Raw genomic sequence first — 12,168 nt, 5'->3', positions numbered from 1 at the left:
ACGGGTTCGGCGCGGTGGGGGTTACGCGTGGGGGTGCGAGGGCGTGTCCCATGCGGGGAACGGGTCGTCTGCCGGGCCGGGGGCCGGCTCGCCGGGGGCGAGCAGGCAGTCGCCGAGTGCGGCGCGGAGGGGTTCGTGGCGCAAGTCCGTGCCGATGAACACGAGTTCCTGACCGGCTGGAACGTCCGCGTCGGCGGTGCCGGCCGGTTCGAAGCGCGCGACCGGTCCGGCCTGCGACCACGTCCCGGTGACGGAGGGTCGGGTGGCGAGGCGGAAGAAGCCCTTGGACCGGAGGATGTCTCCGAACAGGCCGTTCCCGAGGTCTCCGGTGAGCAGGTCCCACAGCCGCCGGGGGTGGAACGGGCGGGAGTCGCGGAAGACGAGGCTCGTGATGCCGTATTCCTCGGTCTCCGGGACGTGGGGGTCCCCGTTGAGTTCCGCGACCCAGCCCGGCGCCTGTTCGGCCCTGGCCACGTCGAACAGCCCGGTGCCGAGGACCTGGTCGAGCGGAACGGCGCCCTTGTCGCCGCGGACGATCCGCGCGAGGGGGTTGAGTCTGCGCAGCGTGGCGTGGAGGCGTTGCTCGCGGGCGGTGTCGACCAGATCGGTCTTCGAGAGCACGATGACGTCGGCGAACTCGACCTGGTCGACGAGCAGGTCGCTGACTGTGCGGTCGTCGTCTTCGTACGCTGCCAGGCCGCGTTCGGCCAAATCGTCCCCCGAGGCGACGTCCTGGGGAAACGCGGACGCATCGACCACGGTGACCATGGTGTCCAGGCGCGCGAGTGCGGTCAGGTCGGCGCCGTCGTCGCGGGCGAACGAGAACGTCGCCGCGACCGGCATCGGTTCCGAGACGCCGGTCGACTCGACGAGCAGGTAGTCGAAGCGCTCGGCGCGGGCCAGACGGGCGACTTCGTCCAGCAGGTCTTCGCGCAGGGTGCAGCAGATGCATCCGTTGGTCAGTTCGACGAGGCGTTCGTCGGTGCGGGTCAGCGCGCCGGAGCCCGCGACCAGGGCGGCGTCGATGTTGACCTCGCTCATGTCGTTGACGATGACCGCGACGCGTAGCCCGTCGGTGTTGCCGAGCACATGGTTGAGGAGGGTCGTCTTGCCCGCGCCGAGGAACCCCGACAGCACGGTCACGGGCAGGCGGGCATCGGCGGCAGGTCGCTCGGTGACGGTCACCGCTTGGCCCGAGGGGTGCCGGCCGGCGCGGAGGTGTAGGGCAGCAAGGCCATCTCGCGGGCGTTCTTGACCGCCCGGGCGACGTCGCGCTGCTGCTGCACGGAAAGGCCGGTCACGCGGCGGCTGCGGATCTTGCCGCGGTCGGAGATGAACCGCCGCAGCAGGTCGGTGTCCTTGTAATCGACGTAGGTGATGCCCGCGGCGTCGAGCGGGTTCCTGCGGGGTTTGAGCGGGGCGGCGCCGAAGCGGGGCATGATGCGCTTTCCTTCCGGTGCGGGTGAGGGTGCTTGTGGGGGTTCGGTCAAGCGGCGACGTCGTCGAGGAACTCCGCGAACGGATCCGCCAGGCTGCGCCAGTGATCGGGGCCGCGTGTGTATTCGTCGTCGGTCAGCAGGCAGGAGTCGAGGAGTTCGAACAGCGGCTCGCGGTCGAGGTCGGGCGCGGTGAAGCACAGGTGCTGGCCGCGGTCGCCGTGCAGCGGGTCCCAGTCGACCGCGGCGGCGGCCTGGCGCAGGGGCGGCATCGCGTCCCATTCGGTGTCGGTCAGCGAGGCGAGCCACAGTCCGGCGGATTCGACGGAGAGTGACCCTCCGGCGGCCTCCCACGCGAGCAGGTCGTCGGGTCGGCTGGCCAGCCAGAGGCGTCCTCGGCTGCGCAGCGCGGCGGGAACGACGTCCGCGAGGGCGTCGTACAGGCGTCCGGGGTGGGCGGGCCTGCGTCGGCGCCAGACCGCCGTCACCACCCCGGCGTCCTGATCGTCGTACGGGAGCAGCGAGCACGCGGGATGCACGCGTGAGGCGGCGACGCGGGTGTCGAAGGCCGCCGACGTCAGCGAGTCCAGACCGGAAGCGTCCAGGGGAAGGAGCGTGGCCGCGGGGTGCATGAGGCCCATGAGCGCCAGGCCGACGGCTTCGTCGCGTCCGCCATCCGGCGGATAGGCGAGGACGGTCGCGTACTCGATCTGCCGGGCGAGCACTTCCGCGACGGTGCCGTGGTCGTCGGGCGACGAAGCGAGCCCGAGTTCGGCCAAGTCGACGGGCCGCGCGAGGTCGTCGACGAGCAGGTCCGGGGCCACGGCGGCGATCACGGCGGCGAGTCGCAGCCGGTCGCCGGCGTGCTCGGCGATCGCCTCCGCCGCCTCCTGGGGTTCGACGCTGTCCCACGTCTCGATCACCGCGAGCCGGAAGTCGCGCGAGGCCGCCATGTGTCGCAGCCGGGGCAGGACGTCCTCGCGGATCCCGCAGCACACGCAGTCGTTGGCGAGCGGCATCCGCAGGCGTTCCAGGACTCCGGACGCGTCACGGACGACCAGTTCGATGCGCCCGGCGTCGTCGCGGGTGAGTCTTTGGTGGATGAGCACCGACCGGGGCACCTCGGCGAGCAACCGGTCACCGGTCGCTCGCCGAGCCTCGGCGTGGAGGCCGGTCAGCAGGGCCACGGGCAGGGGCGGCTCGGAAGGCATCGCAGAGGACCTCACACAGGTTTCATATGACAACGATTTTCATTACCGTACAGGAGTTCTCCGTCCGCGATGCCGCCCAGGGGGGTTTGGTAATGGAAATCATGTCCAGTAAGGTCGCCGGAACAACCCGACCACCCGAGGGGGCGCCCCATGGCCCGCAACGACGTACGACCGATCATCAAGCTGCGCTCGACAGCCGGGACCGGCTACACCTACGTGACCCGCAAGAACCGCCGGAACGACCCCGACCGGCTTGAACTGCGCAAGTACGACCCGATCGTGCGTCGGCACGTCGCCTTCCGCGAGGAGCGCTGACCGGGACGCCCGACGAGCCGGGTGGCGCAAGGTCGCAATTCGGCGAGCCGGCGGTGCAGTCGGCGGGCGGAGGGGAGCTCCCCCTCGGCCACCAGTGCCCCCGCCACCGCCCGGCGGCGCGGTGTCGAAGGCTCGGCGCTCTTGCGCCCCGGCGTCGCATATCCGCCGCCCATGCAACCCAACCCCCGTCCGCGCTTCGGCACTTCGCGATGCTAGATGACTATGATTTTCATCTCTGGCAAGGCAGTATCTCTAATAAAAATGATAGTCATAACCCTTGGTGGGCTCGTGCGCCTGCGTCCTGCCGGGCAACCGACTCGTGAGTGACAACTATCTGGGGGGATGATGCGCCCTGCGGACCAACGGGGCCGACGCCGCACCGCGGCTGTGGCGGTTCTGGCCGCCGCCATTGTGCTGTCCGGCTGCAAAGCCGACGAGGACAAGGAAGCCACAGGCGGGAAGGTCCGGGTCGTGACCACGACCGAGATCCTCGCCGACCTCGCCCGCAACGTCGGCGGGGAACGGGTCCACGTCGACTCGATCGTGCCGTCGGGCGGGGATCCCCACTCCTATGAGCCGACGCCCAGCGACGCCGTCATGGTGTCGAAGGCGGACGTGACCTTCACCAACCACCTGTTGCTGGAGGAGCATGCGCTGATCAAGGCGATCGACGCCAACGCGCGCCAGGGCACGCCGAACGTGTCCCTCGCCGAGGACTCCGAGGCATACGGCGCCCACGTGATACCGCTGGTGGAGAACATCGGCCTGGACGTGCTGTGGCTCGGCCTGCGGGTCAAGGGCGAAGGGCACGACCGCGGCGCCACGCGTGCCTCGGACATCGTGCTGTCGGCCACGGCGGTCACCGGGCCGGGACGGCTTGTCGCCTACCTCACCGAGGCATTGGGCAAGCCCGTGGTCTACTTCGATTCCGGCGACGGGCTCGACGCGCGTGACGCGACCACCCTTCCACCGGGCGCCCACACACATCTCAACTGGGCTTTCACGCAGCCGGGAGTGTATGAGGTCACCCTCGCCGCGCGTCTGCGCAATCCCGGTGCCGCCGACGAACCCGCCCTCGGACAGGCCACGTTCCGGTTCGCCGTCGGCGTCGACCCCCACGCGCTCGGGCTCCCGCCCGACACACGGGTTCTCGATCAGGGGCACACCGACCTCGCGGTCGACCTCGACAAGGGCGCGATGTTCGCGTACGCGGACGGCGACAAGCCCGGCCTGCAAGCAGACGTACCCCCGGAACAGGCGGTCCTCGTCGTCCCGAACAAGGCGATCCAGACCGTCCCCGACGACCCGCGGTTCGCGTTCCTCGGCACGCCCGGAAGCACGGTCCACCAACTGCCGCAGGCGGTCCTCGGCAAGCACGTCCACGGCGAGATCGACCCCCACCTGTGGCAGGACGTGCAAAACGCCAAGGCCTACGTCCAGATCATCCGGGACACCCTCACCAAAGCCGACCCGGAAGGCGCCGACGCCTACGCCGCCAACACCCGCGCCTACCTGGAGACCCTCGACCGCACCGACACCGAGGTCCGCGCGACCATCGCGCGCATACCGGTCGAACGGCGCCAACTGGTCACCACTCACGACGCGTTCGGGTACCTCGCCGACGCGTACGCCATGACCGTGGCCGGGTTCGTCGTCCCCAACCCCGCACAGGAACCCAGCGCCGACGACATCCGCAAGCTCACCGCGACCGTCAAGAACCTCAAGGTCCCCGCCGTGTTCATCGAACCCAACCTCGCCCGCCGCGCCCTGGTCCTGCGCCAAGTCGCCGAAGACCAGAACATTCGCGTCTGCACCCTGTACGGGGACGCGTTCGACGCCAAGGTGCGCGACTACGTCGCCATGATGCACAGCAACGCCAACGAATTGCTCACGTGCCTCGGCGGTGCGGCATGACCGCGCGGCGCAGGCGGGGCAGCACGCTGGCAACGGCGGTGCTCGCCTGCTTGGCCACCGCGCTCGCGCCCGCCACCGCGGCGCCGCAGCCCCCGCCGCCCGCGGGAACCGGCACCGTGATCGCGGACGGGCACCTGGACCTGGGGCCGCGCATCGTCGACGGCCGGTGGATGCTCCAGATACGCGACGACACCACCCGGCCCGCCACCTGGCGCGACCCGGAAGACGTTGTCGTGCATGTCACCGACACGGCCCGCCAAGAGCTGCCCGACGACCCGGCCTACGCGTTCCTCGGCGCGCCGGGGGAACCGGTGTGGCTGCTTCCCCAAGTGCAGCAGGCCGGCGTGCCGTGGCCCGGCTGGAACACCCAGGACCCCAGCGTCCTCGACCCGCCGGTACGCGACGTGGCCTGGTCGATCGAACGTGTCCAGGGACCGGGGGCGTTCGTGCTGTTCCTCAACGAGGACTTCGGGGCCCCGCACACGGTGTTCGACTCGACGCGTCCGTTCCCCCAGCGGCTCGCGGTGGAGGCCAACACCCACGCCCACGGCAACTGGGCGTTCACCCGCCCCGGGGTGTACCTGCTGGACGCCCGCATGACGGCGCGCACCGCGGACGGGCGGGCACTCGACGACCGACGCACCCTGCGACTGGCCGTCGGAACACCGGACCCCCACGACGCGTTCGCCGCCGCCTGGGCGACGCCCGCAACCGCGGACCCGCCCGCCGCGCCGCCCGAGCCGGCCGAAGCCCCGCCCCTCGCCGAACCGGCCGGCGACAAGGACTCCGATCCACCCGTCGCCGTCATCGCCGCGTGCGCGATCGGCGCGGCGGCGCTGCTGACAACCGTCTCGCTGAGCCTCCGCAGACGACGCCGGCCGGCATCCCAGGAGCGGCCGTCATGACCACACCCACCCTGCCTCCGGCCAGGCTCGACGTCTCCGGCGTCGCCGTGGACCTCGGAGGCCGCCGCGCGCTCCACGACGTGCACCTGCGCCTGCGCGACGGCGAACTGGTCGCTCTCATCGGGCCGAACGGCGCCGGGAAGACCACGCTGCTGCGCGGCGTCCTCGGCCTCCTCCCCCTCGCCGAAGGCGGCATCACGGTCGACGGCGCACCGTCGTCGCGCGTGCGCGGCACCATCGGGTACGTCCCGCAACGCCACGAGTTCGCCTGGGACTTCCCGATCCGGGTCGAGCAGGCCGTGATGACCGGACGCGTGCGTCGGATCGGCTGGCTGCGCCGTCCCCGGCAGGTGGACCGGGACGCGGTCGAGGAGGCGCTGCGCCGTGTGGACATGACCGACCTGCGGCACCGCACCATCAGCGAATTGTCCGGCGGGCAGCGCCAGCGCGTCCTGGTGGCACGGGCGCTCGCGCTCGATCCGCGCCTGCTGCTGTTGGACGAGCCGTTCACCGGACTCGACGTACCGACACAGGAGTTGCTCACCGCACTGTTCACCGGGCTGCGCGACGAGGGCCGGGCGCTGCTCATGACCACGCACGACCTGCCCGCGGCCTCGCGCACCTGCTCCCGCCTGGTGCTGCTGAATCGCACTGTCGTCGCCGACGGCCCGCCGGACGAACTCGACGATCCCGCGGTCTGGCTGCGGGCGTTCGGCATCACCGACCCGGGCGGGCTTCCCGGAGCCCCTCTGTCCGCCGTCGCCGCCCCTCCCGGAGTACGCCTGTGAACACCGTCGTGGACTTCCTCACCGGTCCGTGGGACCACGTCTTCATGCGACGGGCGTTCCTCGTCGCCGCGATGTCCGGAATCGTCGCCGGGGTCGTGGGTACGCACGTCGTGCTGCGCGGCATGGCGTTCATCGGCGACGCCGTCGCGCACTCGGTGTTTCCCGGGGTGGCCGTCGCGTTCGTGCTGCACGCCGACCTGGTCGTGGGCGGCGCTATCGCGGGACTGGCGACGGCGTTCGCGGTGGCGGTCTTCTCCCAGAACCGTCGATTGTCCGAGGACAGCGTCATCGGCGTGTTCTTCGCCGGCGCGTTCGGCCTCGGCATCGTCGTCCTCAGCTCCGCGCCCGGTTACAGCGGTTCGCTGGAGTCGTTCCTGTTCGGCCAGATCCTGGGCATCAGCGACGGCGACGTCCGCCAGGTCGCGGTCGTCGGCGCGGTGCTGCTGATCGCGACGCTGGCGGTGCACAAGGAACTGGTCGCGGTCACGTTGGACCGCGAGAGCGCGCGGGCGGCCGGACTGCCGGTCTTCGCCCTGGACCTGGTGTTGTACGCCCTGGTCACGGTGACCGTGGTCATCTCGCTTCAGGCGGTCGGCAACGTGCTGGTGCTGGCGCTGCTGATCACCCCGGCCACCTGCGCGCGCCTGCTCACTGACCGGATCGGCGTCATGATGCTGCTGGCTCCGACGATCGGCGCGGGCTCGTCGGTCGTCGGGCTGTACCTGTCCTACGAGTTCGACCTCGCGGCCGGCGGCCTGATCGTGCTCGTCTCGACCGGGGTGTTCATCCTCGTCTGGCTCTTCGCGCCGCGCCACGGGCTCTGGGCCCGGACCCGGCTCAGGCTGCGGCACCGCACGGCCCCGGCCGACAAGCCGCTGCCCGCCCCGGCGGGCTGACGCAACCAGGCGAAGGGCGAGGGGGCTGGGTCCGGCGGATGCCGGACCCAGCCCCCTCGCCCTTCCGTTCACCCCCGACGAGCGCTGTTTCGTCGCCGCGTGACGACGACCACCACCGTGCCGAGGAGGAGCAGGGCGGTCCCGCCCCAGATCAGGCGGATCGGCTCGGTGGCCCCGGTCCTGGCCAGTGGCCCGGTCGCAGCCGACCCCGTCGAGCCGCCGGTACCGCCAGACCCCGTCGAGCCCCCGGACGACGACGTGCCGCCTGAGGAGCCGGTCGTCGTCGTGGCCCCGGATGTCCCGGTGGTACCGGTGGCACCGGATCCGGACGCCGAGGTTCCGGCGCCTGTCGTACCCGAACCGGCGGTTCCCGAGCCTGACGCCGAGCCGGAGCCTGGCGCGGAGTCCACGACGATCGTGTAGGTCGCGGTGTCCTCGGCGGTGCCGCCGCTCGCGAGCGTGCCGGTCAGACGCACGGTGAGACGGTAGGTTCCCGGCGCGCCGAACCCCCAGTTGGCGTGGGCATGGACGCCCAGCGGGACCTCGTGGCGGTCCGGCAGCCCGTTCGCGGAGTCGAAGATCACCTTGGGACGGCCGAAGCTGCCGTCCTCCCACACCGCGACACTCCCGGGGCCCTCGACTCCGGTGAGGGTCAGCGTCACGGGCCCGGCAAGCTCACGCGCCGTCAGCTCCTCGGTATTCCAACCGGCCCACACGACAGCGGGGTTCTGGGTCTGGGGGATGATCCACAGCGGTTGGCCCGCGGCGCCGAGGAAGCCGTACGCGCTTCCCGTCGGCACCGTGGTCCTCGCCGGGTCGCCCACGCGCAGGGTCACCGCGGACGGCGCACGCCACACCACCGCGGCCGGTTCGCGACTGTCCTTGAACAGCAGCCGCAGCCGACCGTCGGCGAACGTTCCGGCCAGCGCGTCGACATGTCCGCGGTCGATCGTCACCGGAGACGAGTCGACCGCGACCGCGGCCAACGCGCTGACGGACGCCGGCGCGCCGACCCGGGGAACGGCGACGGCCGGCGCACTCTGCGCGACGGCCGTGGCCGCCGGGGACTTCTGCTCAGGACCGGGCGGGACCGTCGGATCCGGTGTCGGCTCGGGGGGCTTGGGGGTCTCGGCCGGAAGCGGTTGTTCGTCGTCGACCAGGACCGTCCAGTCGGCTGTGTCGCGCTTGGTCTCGCCGGTGCCGAGGGTCACTTCGACCGCGACGGAGACACGGTAGGCGCCGGGCGCGCCGAACGCCCAAGCAGTGTCCGTGACTTGGCCCGCGGGGAGCTGTGCGGCGTCCGCCATGTCGTCACCCGTGTCGAACAGAACTCCAGTGTCGCTCCACACCGCCACGCGTCCGGGCCCTTCGACCGCGGAGATGGTCCACACGACGTCGGGGACCGCGAGCGCGTCGGCCGGCACCTCGCGCGTGTCGAACACCGGGGCGGCCCCGGCAGGCCCGTCCGCGAGCCGCCATATCGGAGTGCCGGGGGATCCGAAGTCGGCGGGGAGGCCCGCGTCTTCCGCGGTGCCGCGGGCTTCGGGACCGAGCAGGAGATCGCACGCCGCGCCGGGGCTCTTCCCGGCGTCGGCGCAGGAAAGCCCTCCCATGGTGGTGACGCCGACGTCGAGTTCGCCGTGGGCGAGGCCTACCGACGTGCGCATCACGGGGACGGCTGGTGTCGGTGACGGCTCCGCGAGGGCGGGGCCGGCCGCGGACGCGAGCAGCGCGAGCGTCCCGGCCCCCGCCGCGGTGGACGCCAACGCGCTTCTCAGGCGGGCGTTCGTGGGCATGTGAGGAAGCCTCCGATCGGCAGTCGAGGGGAAAGCACGTGGACGACGGGCGAACCACGGACACGCGTATGCCGTGATTCGCCGTCGCAGCACGGGACATCAAGGGTTCGGCGTGGTCGTCTCAGCCGCGTCCGAACCACCGGACCGACGACGCAGGACCACGAGAAGAGCGGTCCCGCCGGTCACCACCAGCAGCAGGCTTCCGACCGCCAACGGCAGTACGCCGTCGGCCCCGGTGTGGGCCAAAGCCCCTCCGGAGCCGCCGCCCGTACTCGCCCCTGCCACCGTGGCGGCCCCGTCGACCGCGCGGGTCGTCGCATCGGTGGCAAACGGGGGTGTGGTGCCGCCGGAAGGGCTCTGCGAGGGGGTCGTCGACGTCGGGACGCCGGTGGTCGTGGAAGGCCGCGACGTCGTCGGGGCCGTGGCGGTCGTCGTGGTCTTCGTCGGTGTCCCGCTCGATGTGCCGGTCGTGGCGGTGCCGGTCGGAGTCGAAGTCCGTGTGGCCGTGGCGGTCGGCGTGGATGTCACCGTGGGAGTGGCGGTACCGGTCGGCGGCGGCTCCGTGGTCGGGTCGGGATCCGGCAGCGGCACCGTGTCGGGATCGACCTCGTCGCCGACGACGACGGTGTAGACGGCGTCGTCCCGCAATTGCTCCCCGTTGGCCGCGGTGACCCGATAAGCGAACGTGAGCCGGTACACGCCCGGTTGCGTGAAGACCCACATCGAATGAGCGTGGGTGCGCGCGGGCACGTCGATGGTGTCCGGGAGCCCGTCGCGGCTGTCGAACGTGAACAGCGGCTCCCCGAACGGCGAGAAGTTGAACATGGCCAGGTTGCCCGGACCGTCGACCGCTTCGAGGGTCATGGCGAAGGGCTCGGCGATGTCGGTGCCCGCGAACGCCTCGGTGCTCCAACCCGCCCACACGATCGCCGGATCCTGGATCTCCGGAATGTGATGGAACACGGTCCCGGGAGGCCCGAGGAAGGCGAGACCCGGCAGGTCCTCGGTGATCTCGACGCGCCCGGCGTCGGTGACGTGCAGGATGACGGACTCCGGCTGACGCCAGATCGGCGCCGCGTGGTCGCGGCTGTCCTTGAACAACAAGCGGAACGCGTCGCCGACCATGCGCGGCGCGACCGCGTCCACGTGGCCCGCGTCGATCACGACGCGTTCGTCCGCGATGGGGGCGCCGGTGTCGGCCGCGCGCACTGCCGCCGGGATGCGCGCGTCCGCCGCGCCGGCCTGTGCCGCGCCGACCAGGCAGAGCGCGGCACCTGTGGTGAGCAGTCCCGCAGTGGCGACGGCCGCCAGCCGGGCTCGTACGGCCCTCATCGGTGCCACGTGCTTCCGACGTCACTTCTTGGGGGGATCATCTCTTGCTCCGAAACGTGGGACGGTGAATGGAGCCGCGGGCCCGGAATGGCTCCCGGCCCCGCGGCGGTGACTGCGGTGCTGCGTGTACGACGTCAGGCGTCGGCGACCACGAACGTGAACTGCTGCGGCCCGGAAGTGACGATCGCGCCGGTGGAGGCGAGGACACCGGTCACCGTGAACGTCGCCGTGTACGTTCCGGGGGCGTCGAAGCCCCAGTTGGCGTGGGCGTGCGTGTTCCGGGCCACCGAGCGCGTGTCCGGAAGGCCGTCGCCGCTGTCGAAGAGCACGGTCGGCGAGCCGAACGACGTGGTGTAGACGCTGAATCCGCCCGGACCGGAGACCGAGGTGAGGTTGAAGTCGACCTTGTCGCCGGCGAGGACGCCCGCCGGAACACCCTCGGTGCTCCAGCCGGCGAACAGCAGCCCCGTCACCTGGCTCTGCGGCAGCACCCACGCGGTCCCGTTCGTCCCCAGGAACGACCATGCGGGCGTGGTGGGCACGTTCGTGCGCTTGGCGCCGGGCGGCACATCGAAGATGACGTCGCCGGGCGCGCGTTCGACAGCGGCGGAACCGGTTTCGTCGAGGACCTGCAGGGTCAATGCGCCGTCTGCGAAGTCGACGTCAAGGATGTCGACATGCCCGGCGGACAGATGGACGGGCACGGCGTGCGCCTGGAACGCCGTACCGAAGAACAGCGCGCCCGCGAGGGCGACGACGGACGCTATGCGCGTGCGTGAACGCATGGGTGAGGTGCTCCGTTCGGTGATCGCGGATCGGTGGACGTCGGTGTTGCGTCGTCGATCAGGAGCCCACGACGAAGTGGTACAGGGCCGGCTCGGTGGCGACCCGCGTGCCGTCGACGGCGCGTCGGGCGCTCGCGTCGACCACGAGCCAGTAGTGGCCGGGCTTTTCGAACGCCCAGTCGGCGTGCACGTGGCTGCCGGCGGACAGCGTCACCACGTCGGGCGACGCGTCGCCGGTGTCGACGAGGACCTGCTCGGGCGCACCGAACGCGTCCTCGGTGAAGATCGCCAGGTCACCCGGCGCCGAGAGCACCCGGAACCGCACCTCGACACTGTCGTCGCGCAGGTCACCCGGTTCGACCTCCTCCGCGCCCAGCCCGGCCCACAGCAGGTCCGGGTTCTGCGACTGCGGCAGGATCCACACCGGGGCGCCGGGCGTGCCGAGGAAGGCGTACGCCGGATCGTCGGGCACAGCCGTGAGTGCCTCGGGACGCACCGCCAACTTCACGTCCTGCGGGGCGTATTCGGTGTCTGACTCCTCGTCGTGAACGTGCAGGTGCAGGGCTCCGTCCTCGTAGGCGACACCGACCACGTCCACGTGGCCGCGGTCGAGGGTCACACACGACGCCGCTCCGGCGGGAGCGACAGCGGTGACAAGCGCCCCCGCCATAGCGGCGGCTATCAGCAGGGGGCGAACGAATGCGCGCATGCGGCAGCCCTTTCGATCGATGAGCGAACCTTGCAGAGCAAACGATAACCATTTTCATTACTCGCGCCTAGATGATTCCAC

Annotated in this window: 12 protein-coding genes; 5 read left to right on the top strand and 7 right to left on the bottom strand. The window is 71.3% G+C overall.

Annotated elements, in window-relative coordinates; genetic code table 11:
- Positions 1–21 precede the first annotated feature (21 nt).
- From LO772_RS10335 to LO772_RS10325, 3 genes are read right to left on the bottom strand one after another with little or no spacing between them, the layout of a single operon-like run.
- A complete protein-coding gene (locus LO772_RS10335) occupies positions 22–1,185 on the bottom strand; it encodes a GTP-binding protein (protein WP_231778101.1) in 1,164 nt (387 codons plus the stop codon).
- Positions 1,182–1,439, bottom strand: coding sequence for a 30S ribosomal protein S18 (rpsR, locus tag LO772_RS10330; RefSeq protein ID WP_231778100.1), 258 nt, complete (start codon positions 1,437–1,439; stop codon positions 1,182–1,184). Before rpsR ends, LO772_RS10335 begins: the two co-directional genes overlap by 4 nt.
- 47 nt (positions 1,440–1,486) lie before the next feature.
- The gene (locus LO772_RS10325; protein ID WP_231778099.1) at positions 1,487–2,647 is read right to left on the bottom strand and encodes a GTP-binding protein; all 1,161 of its coding nucleotides are present in this window, start codon (positions 2,645–2,647) and stop codon (positions 1,487–1,489) included.
- A gap of 150 nt (positions 2,648–2,797) precedes the next feature.
- On the opposite strand from LO772_RS10325, the gene rpmG reads away from it, so the two are divergent.
- The 5 genes from rpmG to LO772_RS10300 all read left to right on the top strand — a co-directional run bounded on the left by rpmG (position 2,798) and on the right by LO772_RS10300 (position 7,465).
- Complete coding sequence (gene rpmG / locus LO772_RS10320; protein WP_231775207.1) at positions 2,798–2,962, top strand: 50S ribosomal protein L33; 165 nt, start codon at positions 2,798–2,800, stop codon at positions 2,960–2,962.
- Between the two features lie 471 nt (positions 2,963–3,433).
- Entirely contained in the window at positions 3,434–4,876 is a 1,443-nt protein-coding gene (locus tag LO772_RS10315) for an anchored repeat ABC transporter, substrate-binding protein (protein ID WP_231778098.1), read from the top strand.
- A complete protein-coding gene (locus LO772_RS10310) occupies positions 4,873–5,781 on the top strand; it encodes a TIGR03773 family transporter-associated surface protein (protein WP_231778097.1) in 909 nt (302 codons plus the stop codon). The genes LO772_RS10315 and LO772_RS10310 overlap by 4 nt, the downstream gene beginning before the upstream one ends.
- Positions 5,778–6,569: an anchored repeat-type ABC transporter ATP-binding subunit gene (locus LO772_RS10305; RefSeq protein WP_231778096.1), complete on the top strand. Its 792-nt coding sequence runs from the start codon at positions 5,778–5,780 to the stop codon at positions 6,567–6,569. The genes LO772_RS10310 and LO772_RS10305 overlap by 4 nt, the downstream gene beginning before the upstream one ends.
- Positions 6,566–7,465 carry an anchored repeat-type ABC transporter permease subunit gene (locus tag LO772_RS10300; protein WP_231778095.1) on the top strand — a complete coding sequence of 300 codons (900 nt, stop codon included), beginning with the start codon at positions 6,566–6,568 and terminating at the stop codon, positions 7,463–7,465. The genes LO772_RS10305 and LO772_RS10300 overlap by 4 nt, the downstream gene beginning before the upstream one ends.
- Positions 7,466–7,533: 68 nt before the next feature.
- On the opposite strand, the gene LO772_RS10295 is transcribed toward LO772_RS10300, so the two are convergent.
- The 4 genes from LO772_RS10295 to LO772_RS10280 form a co-directional block, all read right to left on the bottom strand.
- The gene (locus LO772_RS10295; protein WP_231778094.1) at positions 7,534–9,261 is read right to left on the bottom strand and encodes a TIGR03773 family transporter-associated surface protein; all 1,728 of its coding nucleotides are present in this window, start codon (positions 9,259–9,261) and stop codon (positions 7,534–7,536) included.
- Positions 9,262–9,360: 99 nt separating this feature from the next.
- Positions 9,361–10,593 (bottom strand): choice-of-anchor M domain-containing protein, encoded by a 1,233-nt coding sequence (locus tag LO772_RS10290; protein ID WP_231778093.1) that lies wholly within the window; start codon positions 10,591–10,593, stop codon positions 9,361–9,363.
- A 134-nt stretch (positions 10,594–10,727) separates the two neighbouring features.
- The gene (locus tag LO772_RS10285; protein ID WP_231778092.1) at positions 10,728–11,378 is read right to left on the bottom strand and encodes a choice-of-anchor M domain-containing protein; all 651 of its coding nucleotides are present in this window, start codon (positions 11,376–11,378) and stop codon (positions 10,728–10,730) included.
- Positions 11,379–11,436: 58 nt separating this feature from the next.
- A complete protein-coding gene (locus LO772_RS10280; protein ID WP_231778091.1) occupies positions 11,437–12,087 on the bottom strand; it encodes a choice-of-anchor M domain-containing protein in 651 nt (216 codons plus the stop codon).
- Positions 12,088–12,168 lie beyond the last annotated feature (81 nt).

It is taken from the genome of Yinghuangia sp. ASG 101 (assembly GCF_021165735.1).
Taxonomy (GTDB): Bacteria; Actinomycetota; Actinomycetes; order Streptomycetales; family Streptomycetaceae; genus Yinghuangia.
The sequence above is the reverse complement of the archived record's forward strand: the minus strand, read 5'-3'. Positions and strand labels throughout refer to the sequence as shown.